Below are 18,230 nucleotides of genomic sequence, written 5' to 3' on the forward strand. Positions count from 1 at the left end.
TCGTCTGGTCTCCGCGGCTTGGCGCCTGTAGTGGGTCCAAGTGCTTGGCGCGGCAAGCCTTAAGGAACAGATACGAGCCGAGGCGGAGCGGCTGGGCTTCGTCGCCTGCGGCTTCGCGCGCGCCGACGCGGCGCCGGAAGCCGGCGAGCGCCTGCGCGAGTGGCTGGCCGAGGGGCGGCACGGGGCGATGGGCTGGATGGAAGAACGCGCCGGCCAACGCGCGCATCCGCAGGGCCTGTGGCCCGAAGCCAAAAGCGTGATCGCGCTGGCGATGAGTTATGCCCCGGGGAGCGACCCCCGGGCGCTGGAAGGCGCGCCCGATCGCGGCCGGATCAGCGTTTATGCGCAGGGCGCGGACTATCACAAGACAGTGAAAAAGGCGCTGAAGGCGCTCGCCCGCTTCATCGTCGACGCGGCGCCGAGCGAGCTCAAGGTGTTCGTCGACACCGCCCCGGTGATGGAAAAGCCGCTGTCGGCGGCGGCCGGGATCGGCTGGCAGGGCAAGCACACCAACCTCCTGTCGCGCACCCACGGCAATTGGCTGTTTCTCGGCGTCATCTTCACCGAGCTCGAGCTCGAGCCCGATCCGCCGGGCCGCGATCATTGCGGCAGTTGCAGCACCTGCATGGTCGCGTGCCCGACCGGGGCGATCGACGCGCCGCGGCGATTGGATGCGCGGCGGTGCATTTCCTATCTGACCATTGAGCATTCGGGCCCGATCCCGCTCGAATTTCGCGAGGGCATGGGCAACCGCATCTATGGCTGCGACGATTGCCTCGCCGCCTGCCCGTGGAACCGCTTCGCCGCGCAAGCGCAGGCCAATCGTGCCTTTTTGCCGCGCGCCGAACTCGCCGCGCCCGCGCTGGCCGACCTGCTGACGCTCGACGACCCGAGCTTTCGCGAGATGTTTTCGGGAAGTCCGATCAAGCGGATCGGGGTGAAGCGTTTTCTCAGAAACTGCCTGATCGCTGCGGGCAACAGCGGCGATCCGGCGCTGCGCGGCCGGGTCGAGGCGTTGCGCGGCGACGAGGATCCGGTGGTAGCGGAAGCGGCGGAGTGGGCGGCGGCGCGGCTCAGCGCCGTGTAAGGCTCGCGAGGCAGCCTTCGACCGCCACCGTTTCCCCCGTGCCCGGCCGCCGCGCATCGGCGTGCAGCACGGTCGCCGCGCCCGAGCCGTTCACCGGCGGATAAAGATAGGTGTCGAGTACGCAGGTCGCATTCTGCCATTGCAGCTTCAGCCCGCTCCCCTCGCGCACCCGGAACGGCGCCGGGCCGAAGCGGGCCAGCAGCTCCGCCTCGCTCAGCCCGCTGAGATTGGTCCGGGTCACCGACGGCGCCGGGACGCCGGGCGTCGGACCGGGGGTGGGCTTGGGAGCGGTCGAACAGGCGGCCACGAACAGGGCGGCAAGCGGAAACAGGCGGCGCATGGGCAAGGCAATGTCATCCTCGGGCAGGGGTGGCAACCGTGGGCGCGGTCGCCCTGACCTTTCCTGAACGGCCGGATGCGGGTAGGGCGCGCGCCACTTTCCCGCAATCCAGGACACCCCATGACCGCTCCCCGCTATGACGTGCTCGCGATCGGCAATGCCATCGTCGACGTGATCGCCGATGCCGACGACGCCTTTCTCGCCGCCCAAGGCCTCGACAAGGCCTCGATGCGGCTGATCGACGAGGCGGAAGCAGAGCGCCTCTATAATCTGATGGGCCCGGGCCGCGAAGCGAGCGGCGGGTCGGCGGGCAACACCGCCGCGGGCCTTGCTGCGCTCGGCATCAAGACCGCCTTCATCGGCCAGGTCGCTGAAGACCAGCTGGGCGGGATCTTCGCCCACGACATCCGCAGCCTTGGCGTCACCTTCGACACGCCCGCGCGCGGTGACGTCGGTGCTACCGCCCGTTGCCTGATCCTCGTCACCGCCGACGCGCAACGGACCATGAACACCTTCCTTGGCGCGGCGCAGCAGCTCTCGCCCGACGCCATCGACTTGGATGCCGTGCGCGACGCGGGCATCCTTTATCTCGAAGGCTATTTGTGGGATCCCGAGGTACCGCGCGCCGCGATGGAAGCCGCGATCGCCGCCGCGCGCGAAGCGGGCCGCAAGGTCGCCTTCACGCTGAGCGACACCTTCTGCGTGGAGCGCCACCGCGACGGCTTCCACCGCCTGCTTGACGAGAAGAAGGTCGACATCCTGTTTGCCAACGAGGCCGAATTGCTGGCGATGACCGGTGAGAGCGACTTCGAAGCGGCCCTCGCCGCGCTGTCGAAGAAGGTGCCGGTCCTCGCCGTCACTCGCAGCGAACAGGGCGCGGTCGCGGTCGCCGGTTCGGAACGCGCCTCGGTCCCGGCCGAGCCGATCGAAAAGCTGGTCGATACCACCGGCGCCGGCGACCTCTTCGCCGCCGGCTTCCTCGCCGGTCAGGCCCTCGGCCTCGGCCTCGAAGCCTCGCTCCGCCTCGGCGCCATCGCCGCGGCCGAAGTGATCCAGCATTACGGGGCGAGGCCCGAAGCCGACCTGAAGGCGCTGGCGGGCGACATCCTCTGAGCCGCCGCTAAAGCCGCAAACGAAAAAGGGCCGGTGCATCGCTGCACCGGCCCCTTTTGTTTTAGCGTCAGCCTCGCGAGGATCAGTCGGGGGTGACCGTACCGCCGTCGGGGTTATCCTCCGGGAAGTACGGCATCTCGCCATCGGCGGTGACCGTGTGACCCTTGCCCAGCTCCGAATGACGCATGCCATAGGCGAAATAGAGCAGGGTCATGATCCCCATGTAGATCCCGAAATACATCAGGATGTGCGGCGGCACGGTGGTGATCAGGTAGATGCACGACAGAATGCCAAGGATCGGCAGCACCGGGTAGAACGGCACCGTGAACCCGCGCGGCAGATCGGGCGCCGAACGGCGGAGGTAGATCACCGACAGGCAGACGATCGCGAAGGCCGCCAGCGTGCCGACCGACGTCGCGTCGCCCAGCACGTTGATGTCGAAGAAGCCGGCCGCGATGGCGGTGATGATGCCGACCAGGATGGTGTTGATGTGCGGCGTCTGGAAGCGGGGATGCACCCGCGCGAACACCTTGGGCAACAGGCCGTCCCGGGCCATGGTGTAGAAGATGCGGGTCTGCGCATACATCAGCACCAGCACCACCGAGGTCAGGCCGATGATTGCGCCGATCTTGATGATCTTGGCCAGCCAGCTCCACTGCGGACCGAAGGCATCGACGACAACCGCGACCGGATCGGGCACGTTCAGCGTGTTGTAGGGCACCAAGAGGGTCATGATCGCCGCCACCAGCATGTAGATGACGGTGCAGACGATGAGGCTGCCGATGATCCCGAACGGCATATCGCGCTTGGGATCCTTGGCTTCCTGGCCCGCGGTCGAGACGGCTTCGAACCCGATATAGGCGAAGAACACGATGGAAGCGGCACGCATGATGCCGTCGACGCCGAATTCGCCCGGCCCGGTGTTTTCGGGAATGAACGGGGTCCAGTTGCGGGTCACCAATTCACCGAGGTTGGACAGCACGATCAGGCCGCCGACCACGATAAAGGCGACCAGAACGCTGACCTTAATGGCGACGATGGCGTTGTTGACCTTGGCCGATTCCGACACGCCGACCACCAGCAGGATCGACAGCGCAAGGCAGATCAGGAAGGCGGGAAGGTTGAACAGGGTGACGACTTCCGCGCCGTTGATCAGCACCGGCGCGCCGTCACGCATCAGCGTGTAGCCGGCAGGCCCGGTGAATTGCGGCGGAATGACAAGCCCGAAGTCGGCCAGCAGGCTGACGACGTAGCCGCCCCAGCCGACCGCCACGACCGATGCCGCAAGCCCGTATTCGAGCAGCAGCAGCGCGCCCATGATCCAGGCGACAAATTCGCCCAGCGTGGTGTAGCCATAAGTGTAGGCGGAGCCCGACACCGGCAGGGTCGAGGAAAGTTCGGCGTAGCACAGGCCCGCAAAGGCGCAGACGATGCCCGCGACCACGAAGCTCAGCAGCACCGCCGGACCGGCGTGCAGCGCGGCGGCGCTGCCGGTGCGGACGAAGATGCCCGCGCCGATGATGCAGCCCACGCCCAGCAGCAGCAGGTTCCACTTGCCCAGCGTCCGCTTGAGCTCGCTCGACGCGGACTCCTGCTGGACTTGAGCAATCGATTTGCGGGCGAACATTCGCCCGATCACTGTCTTGTTTGGCGCGGCACTAGCCATCAAGGCTCCCCCGAGAACTGAAAATGGAAATCGGCGCGGAGCCTAGCGGCAAGTTCCGCCCGTGCAATCCCTCTGTCACATGCCCGCCACAGGGGGGCGATTCAGCGCGCCAGCATCGGCCCCAGCGGCTGGCCGCCGAACAGGTGGACATGGAGGTGCGGCACTTCCTGCCCCGCCCGCTTTCCGGTGTTGGCGAGCAGCCGATAACCCCCCGGCTCCGCCCCGACGATCCGCGCCGTTTCGCCCACCGCCCGGACGAAGCCGGCGATCTCGGCGTCCGAGGCATTGGCCGAAAAATCGTCCCAGCTGACATAAGCGCCCTTGGGGATCACCAGCACGTGCACCGCGGCGGCCGGGCTGATGTCGTGAAACGCCAGCGCATGCTCGGATTCGAACACCGTCTTGGCCGGCAATTCGCCGCGCAGGATGCGGGCAAAGATGTTGCTCTCGTCGTACGGCTGCTTGTGATCAATTGGCATGAACGCGTTTCCCGGTTGACCCTGATGGGCACCTCGCTACCAGTTCGGGCCATGGCCGACGAGAGTCCAGAAAGCCTGATTCCCTATGACGAGATCGTGCAGGAAGCGCTGCGCGATGTGGTCGGGAGAGTGCTGTCCTCGGTCGAAAAGGGCGGCTCGCTGCCCGGCGGCCACCATTTCTACATCACCTTCCGCACGCGCATGCCGGGGGTCGAGATTCCCAAGCATCTCGCCCAGCGTTTCCCGGACGAGATGACCATTGTCATCCAGCATCGCTACTGGGATCTTCATGTCGCGCCCGACTTCTTCACCGTCGGGCTGAGCTTCGGCGGCGTTCCGGCGATGCTCCGCGTGCCGTTCGCGGCGGTGACCGATTTCGTCGATCCGGCGGTCGACTTCAGCCTCAAGTTTCAGGCCAATGGCGCCGAGAACGACGGCCACGAAGAGCATGACGAACCCGAGAACGACGCGCCCACCGCCGTTCCGGTGGAAGACGGCTCGAACGTCGTCTCGGTCGACTTCACCCGCAAGAAATAACCCAGCCGTCGTCATTGCGAGCGCAGCGAAGCAATCCAGCTTCGCGGTCGCCCGAGTGGATTGCTTCGTCGCTCCGCTCCTCGCAAGGACGAGGCAGCTCAAGACGAGGAAACCCATGACCAACACCCGCACCGAAACCGACAGCTTCGGCCCGATCGAGGTTCCCGCCGATTGCTATTGGGGCGCGCAGACGCAGCGCAGCCTCGGCAATTTCCCGTTCGGCGAGCGCGAGCAGATGCCGATCCGGCTGGTCCATGCCCAGGCGATCGTCAAGCAGGCGGCGGCGCGGGTGAACCGCAAGCACGGCCTCGACGGCAAGCTCGCCGACGCGATGGAAAGCGCGGCCTCGGCAATCATCGCGGGCAGCCACGACGACCAGTTCCCGCTGACCATCTGGCAGACCGGCAGCGGCACCCAGACCAACATGAACGTCAACGAGGTGATCGCGGGCATTGCCAACGAGGCGCTCGGGTCCGGCAAGGGCGGCAAGAGCCCGGTGCACCCCAACGATCACGTCAACAAATCGCAGAGCAGCAACGACAGCTTCCCGACCGCGCTGCACGTCGCGGTGGTGCTCAGCGCCGAACAGCAGCTCTATCCCGCGCTCGAGCGCCTCACCGCGGCGCTCGACGCCAAGGCGACGGAGTGGGACCGCATCGTCAAGATCGGCCGCACCCATACGCAGGATGCGACCCCGCTGACGCTGGGCCAGGAATTTTCAGGGTACGCCGCGCAGCTCAAGAGCTGCCGCGCCCGGATCGAAGGCGCGCTCGAAGGCAACCTTCGCAAGCTCGCCATCGGCGGCACCGCGGTCGGCACCGGACTCAATGCGCCCGCCGGTTGGTCCGACGACATGTGCGCCGCCATCTCCGACATCGCCGGCAGCCGGTTCGAGCCTGCCCCCAACAAGTTCGCCGAAATGGCCGCCCGCGACGGGCTGGTCTTCTTCCACGGCGCGCTCGCCACGCTGGCGGTGGCGCTGACCAAGATCGGCAACGACATCCGCTTCCTCGGCTCCGGCCCGCGCTCGGGCCTTGGCGAACTCAGCCTTCCCGAGAACGAGCCGGGCAGCTCAATCATGCCGGGCAAGGTCAATCCGACGCAGGTCGAAAGCCTGACGATGGTCTGCGCGCAGGTGATCGGCAACGGCCAGGCAGTGACCGTCGGCGGCATGCAGGGGCATTTCGAGCTGAACGTGTTCATGCCGCTGATCGGCTCCAACGTGCTGCGCTCGGTCGAACTGCTGTCGATCGCAATGGTCAGCTTCGCCGAACGCTGCGTCGAGGGCATGACCGCGAACGAGGACCATATCGCCGAGCTGGTTGGCCGCAGCCTGATGCTGGTCACCGCGCTGGCGCCCGAGATCGGCTACGACAATGCCGCGACCATTGCCAAGCACGCCCACAAGAACCGCCAGACGCTGAAGGAAGCCGGTCTCGAACTCGGCCTGGTCGACGCCGAGACCTTCGACCGCGTGGTCCAGCCGGAAGCGATGATCGGGCGCTAGGCCTTCCCGCTCGCAACGCTCAGGACGGCTCGTCGAGTCGCCCGATTGACTCTATTCGCGGACTCGCGCGAATAAGAACAAAAGTAGAACATGAGCGTTGCGAGTCGTGTGGAACGAGGTCTTCATCTCGTCGCCGGCGGGGGTTCCCGCGCGGCTAGCGAAGGGCGTGCGGAAGCGCGCCTTCCGGCCGTGGCCATGCTGCAGCCGGCGGGCGCGATCCTGTCCGAACTGTTTCCCGCCTCGCCCCGCGATGCCGGCTGGACCGGCTTTGTCCTCCGCCACCTCGCCGCGCCAAAGCCCGTGCTGTGGGTGCAGGAACGGATGGCGATCCTCGAAGGCGGGCGAGTCCATGCCGCAGGGCTCGGGGGCCTCGGGTCCAACCTCATCCATGTCGAGGCGCGCGACGCCAAGACCGCCTTGTGGGCGATGGAGGAGGGGCTGCGATGCGCTGGGCTAGGCGGGGTGATCGGGGAATTGTGGGGCGACCCGCAGGCGCTCGACTTCACCGCGACGCGGCGGCTGGCAGTCGCGGCGGAGCGCTTCGGGGTCGCCTGCTGGCTGGTCCGGCTACAGGGCGCGGCCAACCTGTCGGGTGCGCGCGAACGCTGGCGGCTGGCGAGCGGCCCGAGCGCCGCCCATCCCTTCGACCACAAGGCGCCGGGCAGCCCGCGCTGGACCGCCGAACTGTTCCGCTCGCGCCATCGCGCGCCCGCCAGCTGGGTAGTCGGCGATGAGCCGGCGGATCTGCTCCCTGTGGCTGCCGAACCTTCCGATCGAGCGCTGGGCGGCTGGCAGCGCCGCGCCTGAGGCCGAACTCGCTCGCCCCCTCGTCCTCACCGTCGAGGGCCGCCACGGCCAACTGATCCACGCCGTCACCCCCGCCGCCGCCGAACGCGGGGCGTGGCCCGGCGCCCGCCTCGCCGACGCCCGCGCGCTCGACCCCGCGCTGGAAGCCGAACCCGCCGACCTTGCCGGCGAAGCCGCCTGGCTCCGCGCCGCCGCCCGCTGGGCCAGCCGCTGGTCGCCGCTGGTCGAGGTCGACGGCCCCGACGCCCTGCGCCTCGACGTCACCGGCGTCGCCCACCTGTTCGGCGGCGAGGAAGCCTTGCGCGCCGACATGGCCGCGCGCTTCGCCGCCATGGGGGTGAGCGCGGCGACCGCCATCGCCCCCACCGCCGGGGCCGCTTGGGCGCTCGCCCGCTACGGCCGCGCCGCTCGTCTCACCGAGCCCGACGTGCTGCCCCGCATCCTCGCGCCCCTGCCGGTCGCGGCGCTGCGCCTGTCGCCGCAAGCCACCCACATGCTGGTGCGTCTGGGCCTCAAGCAAATCGGCGATCTTGCCGGCGTGCCGCGCAAAGCGCTTGCCCGCCGTTTTCCCAAGGACGAGCATCCGCTGGACGCCCTAGACCGCGCGCTCGGCCGCAAGCCTGAGCCGCTGACGCCGCTGCCCGACGACCCGCCCCCACGCGCCCTGCTCCCGCTGAAAGAACCGGTGGTCCACGAACAAGCCTCCGCCGAAGCGCTGGCCGAGCTCGTCCCCCGCCTCGCCGCCGAGCTCGAGCATCGCCAGCTCGGCGCCCGCCACCTCGCGCTCACCGCCTTTCGGGTCGACGGCAGCGTGGGCGAGGTCGAGGTCGCGACCTCGATTCCCTCCCGCGAGCCCGCCCACCTCCACCGCCTGCTGTCGGGCATCCTCGAACGGCAGGGGATCGACCCCGGCTTCGGGATCGACGCCTTTGCGCTCGAAGTGCGCTGGTGGGAGCGGCTCCACTCCGCGCAGGATGCGCTGCTCGGCGACGCGTCGGGCGAACTGGCGGTCGCGGCGCTGATCGACCGGCTGAGCGTCCGCCTCGGCCCCGCCAAGGTCCGCCGCCCGGCTCCGTGCGAGAGCCATCTCCCCGAGCGCGCCGCCGGCTGGGCCGAAGGGATCGCCGCGGCGCCCGCGCCCGCCGACCCCGCCGCCACGCAGGCCGACGACCCCACCCGCCTGCTCGACACGCCCGAGCTGATCACCGTCGTCTACGCGACCCCCGAAGGCCTCCCGCGCCGCTTCATGTGGCGCCGCAAGGTCCACGACATCGCCCGCGCTGCTGGCCCGCGCCGCGTCTCGCCCGAATGGTGGCGCGAACGCTCCACCGCGCGGCTACGCGATTATTACAAGGTCGAGGACGTGGGCGGACAGCGCTTCTGGATCTTCCGCGAAGGGGTGGTCGGCGACGGCCGCGGCGGCGCGCCCGCCTGGTTCGTCCACGGCCTGTTCGCATGATGCGGAGCCGCCGCCATGCCTGAACAGGAAGGCTATGCCCGCCGCCGTCTCGAATGGCGCGAAGGCCCGCTCCCGCCGATCCCGAAGGCCGTGTTCGTCGAGCTCGGCGTCACCACGCCCTTCTCGTTCCTGCGCGGTGCGTCCGACGCGCTGGAGCTGATCCCGCAGGCGATGAACCTCGGCATGGACGCGATCGGGGTCGCCGACCGCAACACGCTGGCGGGCGTGGTGCGGATCCACAGCAATGCCAAGACCGCGGGCCTGACACCGCTGATCGGCTGCCGGCTGGTGGTCGCCGCGCCGCTTGCCGCAACCGCAACCGTGGTTCCGCTCCGCGCCGAAACGCCGGCCGACGCCCCGCCCTCGGCCGAGATCGAACTCCTCGCCTACCCCATCGACCGCGAAGGCTATGCCCGTCTCTCGCGCCTGCTCAGCCTCGGGCAGGGCCGCGCGATCAAGGGCGAATGCGACCTCACCCTCGCCGACGTCGCCGCCCATGCCGAGGGGATCGCCTTCATCGCCTGGCCCGGCGAGGATCTCGACCGCTTTGAGGCGCAGCTGCCGCTTGTCCGCGCCGCTGTCCCAGCGCTTCGCCACATCGCCACCACCCACCTCTACCGCGGCGACGACCTCGCCCGGATCGAGCGGCTCGACCGCCTCGCCAAGAGCGTCGGCGGCACCATCCTCGCGTCCAACGACGTCCACTATCACACGCCGGCCAAGCGCCCGCTGCAGGACGTGCTGACCTGCATCCGCGAAAAGACCACGCTCAAGGAAGCCGGCTTCCGCCTCCACGCCAATGCCGAACGCCACCTCAAGGGCCCGGAGGAAATGGCCCGCCTGTTCGAACGCTGGCCCCACGCGCTCCGCGCCACCCGCGACTTCGCCGACGCGCTCCATTTCAGCCTCGACGAGCTCAAATACGAATATCCGCGCGAAAGCGTCCCCGATAATTTGAGCCCCCAGGCCCACCTTGAAGTGCTGACCTGGAACGGCGCTGACGAACGCTATCCCCACGGCGTTCCCGACAAGGTCGCGGCCCAGCTCCGCCACGAACTCCAGCTCATCGAGAAGCTCAACTTCGCCCGCTATTTCCTGACGGTCCATTCGATCGTCGCGTTCGCCCGGTCGTGCGAGCCGCCGATCCTGTGCCAGGGCCGCGGCTCGGCCGCCAACAGCGCGGTCTGCTATTGCCTGCAGATCACCGCGGTCGATCCCGCCGACACCGACCTCCTGTTCGAACGTTTCATCTCCGAAGAGCGCAAGGAGCCGCCCGACATCGACGTCGATTTCGAGCATGAGCGGCGCGAAGAGGTGATCCAGCACATCTACGAAAAATACGGCCGCGACCGCGCCGGGCTGTGCGCCACCGTGATCCACTATCGCCCCCGCTCCGCGATCCGCGAGGTGGGCAAGGTGATGGGCCTCAGCGAGGATATTTGCGCCTCCATCGCCGGGACCATCTGGGGCTGGGGCGAGGACGTCACCGAAACGCACGTCAAGGAAGCGGGGCTCGACCTTTCCGACCCGCACCTCGCCCGCACCATCCGCTTGGCCGAGCAACTGATCGGCATGCCCCGCCACCTGTCGCAGCATGTCGGCGGCTTCATCCTGACCGAGCGGCCGCTGATCGAGACCGTGCCGGTCGGCAACGGCGCCATGCCCGACCGCACCTTTATCGAATGGGACAAGGACGACATCGAGGAACTCGGCATCCTCAAGATCGACGTGCTCGCGCTCGGCATGCTGACCTGCATCCGCAAATGCTTCGGCCTGATCGATACGGTGCATGGGCGGCCCCTCGACCTCGCCACCGTCCCGCGCGAGGAGCCACGGGTTTACGACATGCTGTGCACCGGCGATTCGCTCGGCGTGTTCCAGATCGAAAGCCGGGCGCAGATGAACATGCTCCCGCGCCTCAAGCCCCGCTGCTTCTACGATCTGGTGATCGAAGTCGCGATCGTTCGCCCCGGGCCGATCCAGGGCGATATGGTCCACCCCTTCCTCAAGCGCCGGCAAGGCAAGGAGCCTGTCGACTATCCGCGCCCCTCGCCCGAACATGGCGACCCGGACGAGCTCGAACGCATCCTGAAGCGCACGCTCGGCGTGCCGGTGTTCCAGGAACAGGCGATGAAGATCGCGCTCGACGCGGCGAAGTTCACCCCGGCTGAAGCCAATCAGCTCAGGAAGGCGATGGCGACCTTCCGCAGCCGCGGCACCATCGACCTCCTGCAGGACAAGATGGTCGAGCGGATGGTCGGCCGCGGCTATGAGCGCGAATTCGCCGAACGCTGCTTCCACCAGATCCGCGGCTTTGGCGAATATGGCTTTCCCGAAAGCCACGCGGCGAGCTTCGCCCACCTCGTCTATGTGTCGAGCTGGCTGCGCTGGCGCTACCCCGCCGCCTTCGCCTGCGCCTTGCTCAACAGCCAGCCGATGGGCTTCTACGCCCCGGCGCAGATCGTGAAGGACGCACAGGCGCACGGCGTTCCGGTGCTGGCGATCGACGTCAACGACAGCGGGTGGGACTGCTCGCTGGAAGCGCCGCCGGGCGCGCGGGGGCGGGGAGGAGACACCGCGCTCCGCCTCGGGCTGCGCCAGGTCGAGGGCCTGCGCGCGATGGACGCCGCCCGCGTGGTCGCGGGCGCGCCCTACAAGACCGTCGAGGAGCTGCACCGCCGCGGCGGGGTCCCGCCCCATGCCATCGTCAAGCTCGCCGAGGCCGACTGCTTCCGCTCGATGGGCCTCGACCGCCGGCAGGCGCTGTGGGACGCCCGCGCGCTTCGGGCCGTGCCCGAGCTACCCCTGTTCGCCGCCGCCCGCACCCGCGAGGAAGGTGACGAGCGTGAGCAGGCGACACTCCCCGCCATGCCGCTCGCCGAGCATGTGGTCAGCGACTACCAGACCACCCGTCTCAGCCTGAAGGCGCATCCGATGCAATTCTTGCGCGATCATTATGCGCAGCGCGGCTTCGTCCGCGCCTGCGACCTGCGCGAGCAACGCTATGGCAAGCGGGTCAGCCTCGCGGGCCTGGTGCTGATCCGCCAGCGGCCGGGCAGCGCCAAAGGGGTGTGCTTCATCACGCTGGAGGACGAAACCGGGACCGCCAACCTCGTGGTCTGGCCCGATGCCTTTGCCGCCCAGCGCCGGATCGTGATGGGGGCGCGGCTGATGGTCGTCCATGGCCTCGTCCAGCATGACGAGGCGGTGTGCCACCTGATCGCCAGCCGGCTGGAGGACGACAGCCTGCGCCTGCGCGACCTGAACGACGGCGAAGCGCTCGATCCCCGGGTCGGCCGCGGCGACGGCGCAGGGCCAAGCCGCCCGCCCATGGCCCGCCACCCGCGCAATGCCGAAGTCATTCCTAAGGCGCGGGTCATCAACTGCCCCACCTATTGAGAAAGCTGAACAAGGTCACAAAGGTCACCGGTGACGGGGGTCATCGCCGGCAAAGAAGCTGAACAAGGTCACAGTCATTCCAAAGGGCCAGAGCACCGCTGCCAATACTCCGACAGCATCAAAAACAGGTAGCAATATAGAACCATATAGGTTCATCATGCTCGAGTAATTCCTACATGGCAAGGCACCCCGGCCTCATTTCATGCCATAATGATGCCACTGTTGAGCAAGCTTGTGGCAAGGCATGATGGGGTAAGTAAGTGCTTATGCGCGCACTGATTCTCTCGCTTTTCGCAAGCCTGATGCTGGCTCTTCCGGCCGCCGCTTCGGCGAGCCCACTCGAAGGCCTGTGGACCAATCCCAAAAGGTCGGTGGTGGTGCGCGTCGCGCCATGCGGCAATGCGTGGTGCGGCAAGGTGGTCAGCGCCACCGCCCGCGAGGAAGCCAAGGCGGCCCGCTACGGTGTCGACGAACTCGAGGGCGAGCAGATGTTGAGCAGCCTGCGTCCCGCCGGCGCCAACCGCTGGAAGGGGCAGGTGTTCGTGCCCAAGCTCGGCCGCAAGGTCGGCAGCACCGTGACCATGACCTCGCGCACCCAGATGAAGGTGTCGGGCTGCTTCATGGGCGTTGTCTGCAAGACCCAGATCTGGACCCGCGTCAGCTGAGCTAGGCTTTTCACGGGCGTGACGCGCCGCTAGCGCTGCGGCCATGACCAAGCCCACCATCCTCGTCACCGGCGGCGCCGGTTATATCGGCAGCCACGCCGTTCTCGCCCTTCACGACGCCGGCTGGCCGGTGGTGGTCGCCGACAACCTCTCCAACGGCCGCCGCGAGGCGATCCCCGAGGGCGTGCCACTGGTCGAGGTGAATGTCGGCGATTCGGCCGCAATGGCGGATCTGTTCGCAGCGCATCCGATCACCGCGATCATGCATTTCGCCGGGTCGATCGTGGTTCCCGACAGCGTCAGCGACCCGCATTATTACTACGGCAACAACACCGTCGCGACGCACAGCCTGATCGGTTCGGCGATGAAGGCGGGGATCAAGCACATCCTCTTCTCCTCGACCGCCGCCACCTATGGCGCGCCCGACACCTCGCCGGTGGACGAGGACACCCCGACCCGACCGATCAATCCCTATGGCTGGTCCAAGCTGATGAGCGAGCAGATGCTGCGCGACATCGCCGCCACCGGCGCCTTCAACTATGGGGCGCTGCGCTATTTCAACGTCGCCGGCGCCGACCCCCAGGGCCGCTCGGGCCAAGCCAGCAAGGGCGCGACCCACCTGCTCAAGGTCGCCTGCGAAACCGCGGTCGGCAAGCGCACCCATGTCGATGTGTTCGGGACCGATTACCCGACGCCCGACGGCACCTGCGTCCGCGACTATATCCACGTCTCCGACCTTGCGAGCGCCCACGTCCTGGCGCTGGAAGCGTTGATGGCCGACCCGGCCGAAAGCTTCACCCTCAACATCGGCTACGGGCGCGGCACGTCGGTGCTGGAAATGCTCGATGTGCTGGACGAGGTGAACGGCACCCCGATCAAGCGGGTGATGGGCGAACGCCGCGCCGGCGACCCGCCGCAACTGGTCGCTTCCAACCGCCGGTTGGTCGAACGCCTCGGCTGGACGCCGCGATACGCCGATACCGCGACGATCATCCGGAGCGCGCTCGAATGGGAGCGCCGCCTTCCCAGCTGAGGATTTCGTCGTTGCGTTTCATCACCCTTGCCGCCCTGCCGCTTGCCTTTGCGCTGATCGGCGCAGCCCAGCCCGCCGCCACCACGCTGCCGCAGACCAGCGCCGCCGAGCGGGTCAAGGCGCACATGACCTTTCTTTCCAGCGACCTTCTCGAAGGCCGCGACACGGGCAGCCGCGGGCATGAGATCGCCGCGGGCTATGTCGTCAGCCAGTTGCAGGCGCTGGGGCTGAAGCCGGGCGGCGACAAAGGTAACTGGTATCAGCAAGTGCCCTATCGCCGTGCGACGCTGGACGGCACGCCGACCGCCAGCCTGACGACGCGCGGTGCCGCCACCCCGTTGGTCCAGGGCACCGACCTGTCGGTCCGCCCGAACCTCGTTACCAAGGACATGAAGGTGAACGCCGGGCTGGTGTTCGTCGGCTACGGCATAGCTGACCCGGTGCTCGGCATCGACCATTATCGGGGCGTCGATGCCCGCGGCAAGATCGTGGTCGCCTTCAGCGGCACCCCCAAGGGCGTGCCCAGCGACATCGCCGCGCACCTCAATCAGGTGAAGGCGCAGAATGCGGCGGCGCGCGGCGCGGTCGGCTATGTCGAGATCACCGCCAATCCGGCCGGCAATTGGGGTTCGCTGGCGATGGCCGGCACGCGCCCGGTGACCAACTGGGCCGACGGCAAGGGTGGGTCGGGCCAGGGCCGCGCCGCGCCGCTGCTGCGGATCAGCTTTAGCAAGGCGACCGCCGAGCGCCTGTTCGCCGGTGCCCGCCAAACCCTTGCGGCGGTGCAGGCCGAGGCCGCCGCCGGCCGCCAACCCAAGGGCTTTCCGCTGACCGGCACGTTGCGCGTCGAAGCCACCAGCAAGTGGGAGGACTTCACCAGTCCGAACGTCGTCGCGGTGCTGCCCGGCAGCGATCCCAAGCTTCGGCAGGAATATGTCGCCCTGATGGGCCACCTCGACCACATCGGCGTGCGCCGGAATGCCAAGCCGGGCGAGGATGCGATCAACAATGGCGCGCTCGACAACGCGAGCGGCGTGTCGACCATGCTCGAGACTGCGCGCGCGTTCGTGGCGTCGGGCCAGGCGCCGAAGCGCAGCCTGCTGTTCCTGGCGGTCACCGGCGAGGAGCTGGGGCTGACCGGCGCCGATTATTTCGCGACCAACCCGACCGTGCGCCTGAACGAGGTCGCCGCGCTGGTGAACCTCGACATGCCGTTGCTGCTGTATCCGTTCCGCGACGTGATCGCGTTCGGGGCCGAGCATAGCAATATCGTCAAGGCGGTCGACGCGGCCGGCGCGGCGATGCAGGTCACCGCCACGCCCGATCCCATGCCCGAGCAAGGGCTGTTCACCCGCTCGGACCATTATCGCTTCGTGACCCGCGGGGTGCCGAGCGTGTTTCTGATGACCGGCTATGCCAATGGCGGCGAAGCGCAGTGGAAGAAATTCCTCAGCGGTTGCTACCACAGCCCGTGCGACGAAGTCGGGCAGGGGATCGACTGGGACGCGGCGGCGCGGTTCGGGGAACTCAATTATCGCATCGCGCGGCAGCTCGCCGACGCCCCCGAACGCCCGCGCTGGTATGCCGACAGCTATTTCGGCCGGGCCTTCGGCGCCGGGCAGCCCAAGCTGGCGCGCTGAGGGCGGCGATGGAGCAGAAGCCGACCGTCATCGACTGGAAGGACTTGCTGCTCATCGTCCTCTTGTGCTTCATCCTGTTCTCGATCTTCTGGCTGGCGCTCGAATGGGCGGCGCGGCGATGGTCGCTCGATTGGCTCCACGAGCGCGGCCGGCGGGCGGATATCGCGACGTTGATCGCGGCGCTGTGCGGGTCGTCGCTTGGAATCCGCATAGCCTCCGCGCTCGGATTCAAGCCGGTGAAGCGGCGGAGCAAACTTGACTCAGAGCCGCCCCTCCCATAGGGGCGCTGGCCGAAGCCCGACGGGCGTCAGCTGACAACCAGATATTAGAGAGACGGGTCCACCCGCCATGAAGATTCGCAATTCGCTCAAGAGCCTCAAGGATCGCCACCGGGACAACCGCGTGATCCGTCGCCGTGGCCGGACCTACGTCATCAACAAGACGAACCGCCGCTTCAAGGCGCGTCAGGGCTAAGCTGAACCGGTCTGAAACAGGCCGGCTCGCTTCATCCCTGAAAAAATGCGGTCCGTCGTCAGTGGCGGTTCATATGTCGCCACCTATATCTGCTTCCACTAAGAGGAAGCCGATTCGATGAGTATGTTCGCCCGCACCACCTTTGCCACCGCGCTTGTTGCGGCCGGGCTCGGTTTTGCTGCGCTGCCTGCTTCGGCCTCGGCGCAGTCGGCCGGCCAGGGCTGCGTGTCGCCGCCGGGCATGAATTATCAGATCTGCAACGGCCAGCGGGTGCCCAAGCCCGGCAACCGCGTCGCGACGTCCAATGGCGGCTGGCGCGAGGAATCGAAGCAGGGCAATTGCATCGTCGTTCGCGAAAAGACCGCGACGGGCGAATTCAAGGAAAGCCGCCGCTGCGATTGATCGGACCGGGGCCGGTGATCAGCTGGCCTTGGCGATCCCGCGCTCGGTCCGCCCGCTGGGGTCGGCCGCTATCTTGCATTCCGGCAGCTTGAACCGCGCATTGTCGGTGCACGGCCGGACCTGCGCGCTGCCGTCGGGCCCGACGAAGATGCCCCAGCTGCGCTTGTCGTCGCAGTCCGCCTGCCACATCGACAGCTTGTTATATTCGGTGACGTAGCCCGAGCGGACCACCCGTTTGCAGCGCAGGCCGCTGGCGAGGATCGCGCGTTTCAAGGCGATGTCGCGGTTCATGTCGTCAAGCTGGTGAAGCGCATTCTGTTCTTCGCTGCGGACGGTGATTTCCGCCTGCTTGGCCGCCGGTTGATTGTCGCCGCTTCCGCAGGCCGCAAGACCGAGCGCCGACAGGGACACAAGCGCAACACGCATTCTCATTTCTCCTCCACCGTGACGATCCTCACCGCGGCGGCGGCAGCCTTGGCTGCGTCCACCGCCGCATCGATGCTCGTCGCCCGGGCCAGCGCGACGCCCATGCGCCGACCGACCAGGGTCTCCGGTTTGCCGAACAGTCGAAGGTCGATCGGGGTTTCCACTGTGCCTTGGGCCAGCGCGTCGCCGACCCCTTCGAAGCGAAAATTGCCGGAGGCGCGGTCGGCGAGGATCACCGCCGATGCGCTCGGGCCGCGCTGGACGATGGGTCCGAGCGGGAGGCCGAGGATTGCGCGCAGGTGCAGCTCGAATTCGTTGGGCTCCTGACCGATCAGGGTGACCATGCCGGTATCGTGCGGACGCGGGCTGAGCTCCGAAAAGATCGCGCGGCCACCGGCGATGAAGAATTCGACGCCGAACAGCCCGCGTCCGCCCAGCGCGCGGACGATGGTCGCGGCCTGCTCCTGCGCGTCTTCCAGCACTTGCGGGGCGAGCGCCGCCGGCTGCCAGCTTTCACGATAATCGCCTCCTTCCTGGCGGTGCCCGATGGGTGCGCAGAAAAGGATGCCGTCCGCCGCCGCCACGGTCAGCAGGGTGATCTCGCTGTCGAAGCCAATGAACTCCTCAACGATCGCCATCGGCCGGTCGCCGCGCATCTTTTCGATGGCGTAGGCGAAGGCGGTGCGGACCTCGTTCGGGGTGGTGGCTGTGCTCTGGCCCTTGCCTGACGAGGACATCACCGGCTTGATCACGCAGGGGAGGCCGACATGGGCGGCGGCGGCGAGCGCTTCGTCTTCGGTTTCGGCGAAGCGGTAGCGGCTGGTGGTGAGGCCGAGCTCTTCGGCGGCGAAGCGGCGGATGCCGTCGCGGTTCATGGTGAGCTGGGCGGCGCGGGCGGTCGGCACGACGTGCCAGCCTCCGCTTTCGAGCGCGGCCAGTGTCGCGGTATCGATCGCCTCGATTTCGGGGACGATAAAGTCCGGCCGGTGCTTCTCGACCGCCGCGCGCAGGGCGGCGCCGTCCAGCATGGAGAAGACTTCGGCCGTGTCGGCGACCTGCATCGCGGGAGCATTGGGGTAGCGGTCGCAGGCGACGACGTCGCAGCCGAGGCGCTTGGCGGCGATCGCCACTTCGCGGCCGAGTTCGCCCGACCCCAGCAGCATGAGCTTGGCAAGGAACATGGGACAAACGCCTAC

At 67.8% G+C, this 18,230-nt stretch carries 18 protein-coding genes; 13 read left to right on the forward strand and 5 right to left on the reverse strand.

Features of this window, described 5'->3' with window-relative positions:
* Positions 1-40: 40 nt before the first annotated feature.
* Positions 41-1,087 (forward strand): tRNA epoxyqueuosine(34) reductase QueG, encoded by a 1,047-nt coding sequence (gene queG, locus V6R86_RS04220; RefSeq protein ID WP_338502392.1) that lies wholly within the window; start codon positions 41-43, stop codon positions 1,085-1,087.
* On the opposite strand, the gene V6R86_RS04225 is transcribed toward queG, so the two are convergent.
* Positions 1,074-1,427, reverse strand: coding sequence for a hypothetical protein (locus V6R86_RS04225; RefSeq protein ID WP_338502394.1), 354 nt, complete (start codon positions 1,425-1,427; stop codon positions 1,074-1,076). The two genes, queG and V6R86_RS04225, sit on opposite strands and share 14 nt — an antisense overlap.
* Positions 1,428-1,547: 120 nt before the next feature.
* Here V6R86_RS04225 and V6R86_RS04230 point away from each other — a divergent pair, with 120 nt between their 5' ends.
* Positions 1,548-2,540, forward strand: coding sequence for an adenosine kinase (locus V6R86_RS04230; protein ID WP_338502396.1), 993 nt, complete (start codon positions 1,548-1,550; stop codon positions 2,538-2,540).
* Between the two features lie 82 nt (positions 2,541-2,622).
* Here the strand turns inward: V6R86_RS04230 and V6R86_RS04235 are convergent, their stop codons facing one another.
* Positions 2,623-4,206, reverse strand: a complete 1,584-nt coding sequence (locus V6R86_RS04235) for an amino acid permease (protein ID WP_338502398.1) — start codon at positions 4,204-4,206, stop codon at positions 2,623-2,625.
* Positions 4,207-4,307: 101 nt separating this feature from the next.
* Complete coding sequence (locus tag V6R86_RS04240) at positions 4,308-4,685, reverse strand: HIT domain-containing protein (protein ID WP_338502401.1); 378 nt, start codon at positions 4,683-4,685, stop codon at positions 4,308-4,310.
* A 51-nt stretch (positions 4,686-4,736) separates the two neighbouring features.
* Between V6R86_RS04240 and V6R86_RS04245 the strand changes: the two genes are divergently transcribed.
* The 11 genes from V6R86_RS04245 (at position 4,737) to V6R86_RS04295 (ending at position 16,608) form a co-directional block, all read left to right on the forward strand.
* Positions 4,737-5,222, forward strand: coding sequence for an SspB family protein (locus V6R86_RS04245; RefSeq protein ID WP_338502404.1), 486 nt, complete (start codon positions 4,737-4,739; stop codon positions 5,220-5,222).
* Positions 5,223-5,337: 115 nt separating this feature from the next.
* The gene (gene fumC, locus V6R86_RS04250) at positions 5,338-6,729 is read left to right on the forward strand and encodes a class II fumarate hydratase (protein WP_338502406.1); all 1,392 of its coding nucleotides are present in this window, start codon (positions 5,338-5,340) and stop codon (positions 6,727-6,729) included.
* A 189-nt stretch (positions 6,730-6,918) separates the two neighbouring features.
* Positions 6,919-7,536 carry an ImuA family protein gene (locus V6R86_RS04255; protein WP_425335938.1) on the forward strand — a complete coding sequence of 206 codons (618 nt, stop codon included), beginning with the start codon at positions 6,919-6,921 and terminating at the stop codon, positions 7,534-7,536.
* Entirely contained in the window at positions 7,460-8,995 is a 1,536-nt protein-coding gene (locus tag V6R86_RS04260; RefSeq protein WP_338502408.1) for a DNA polymerase Y family protein, read from the forward strand. The genes V6R86_RS04255 and V6R86_RS04260 overlap by 77 nt, the downstream gene beginning before the upstream one ends.
* A gap of 15 nt (positions 8,996-9,010) precedes the next feature.
* Positions 9,011-12,394, forward strand: a complete 3,384-nt coding sequence (locus tag V6R86_RS04265) for an error-prone DNA polymerase (RefSeq protein WP_338502411.1) — start codon at positions 9,011-9,013, stop codon at positions 12,392-12,394.
* A 266-nt stretch (positions 12,395-12,660) separates the two neighbouring features.
* Positions 12,661-13,059 (forward strand): DUF2147 domain-containing protein, encoded by a 399-nt coding sequence (locus tag V6R86_RS04270; protein ID WP_338502412.1) that lies wholly within the window; start codon positions 12,661-12,663, stop codon positions 13,057-13,059.
* Positions 13,060-13,102: 43 nt separating this feature from the next.
* Positions 13,103-14,092, forward strand: coding sequence for a UDP-glucose 4-epimerase GalE (gene galE / locus V6R86_RS04275; protein ID WP_338502414.1), 990 nt, complete (start codon positions 13,103-13,105; stop codon positions 14,090-14,092).
* Between the two features lie 11 nt (positions 14,093-14,103).
* A complete protein-coding gene (locus tag V6R86_RS04280; protein ID WP_338502416.1) occupies positions 14,104-15,732 on the forward strand; it encodes a M28 family peptidase in 1,629 nt (542 codons plus the stop codon).
* Between the two features lie 8 nt (positions 15,733-15,740).
* A complete protein-coding gene (locus V6R86_RS04285) occupies positions 15,741-16,013 on the forward strand; it encodes a hypothetical protein (RefSeq protein ID WP_338502417.1) in 273 nt (90 codons plus the stop codon).
* A gap of 67 nt (positions 16,014-16,080) precedes the next feature.
* A complete protein-coding gene (gene ykgO / locus V6R86_RS04290; RefSeq protein ID WP_003046794.1) occupies positions 16,081-16,206 on the forward strand; it encodes a type B 50S ribosomal protein L36 in 126 nt (41 codons plus the stop codon).
* A gap of 117 nt (positions 16,207-16,323) precedes the next feature.
* Complete coding sequence (locus V6R86_RS04295; protein WP_338502420.1) at positions 16,324-16,608, forward strand: hypothetical protein; 285 nt, start codon at positions 16,324-16,326, stop codon at positions 16,606-16,608.
* 18 nt (positions 16,609-16,626) lie between these two features.
* On the opposite strand, the gene V6R86_RS04300 is transcribed toward V6R86_RS04295, so the two are convergent.
* Both V6R86_RS04300 and purT read right to left on the reverse strand, forming a co-directional pair.
* A complete protein-coding gene (locus V6R86_RS04300; RefSeq protein WP_338502422.1) occupies positions 16,627-17,034 on the reverse strand; it encodes a hypothetical protein in 408 nt (135 codons plus the stop codon).
* A gap of 2 nt (positions 17,035-17,036) precedes the next feature.
* A complete protein-coding gene (gene purT, locus V6R86_RS04305) occupies positions 17,037-18,215 on the reverse strand; it encodes a formate-dependent phosphoribosylglycinamide formyltransferase (protein ID WP_338502424.1) in 1,179 nt (392 codons plus the stop codon).
* Positions 18,216-18,230: the final 15 nt, after the last annotated feature.

The sequence above is a fragment of the Sphingomonas kaistensis genome (genome assembly GCF_036884275.1).
In the GTDB taxonomy this organism is placed as follows: Bacteria; Pseudomonadota; Alphaproteobacteria; order Sphingomonadales; family Sphingomonadaceae; genus Sphingomicrobium; species Sphingomicrobium kaistense_A.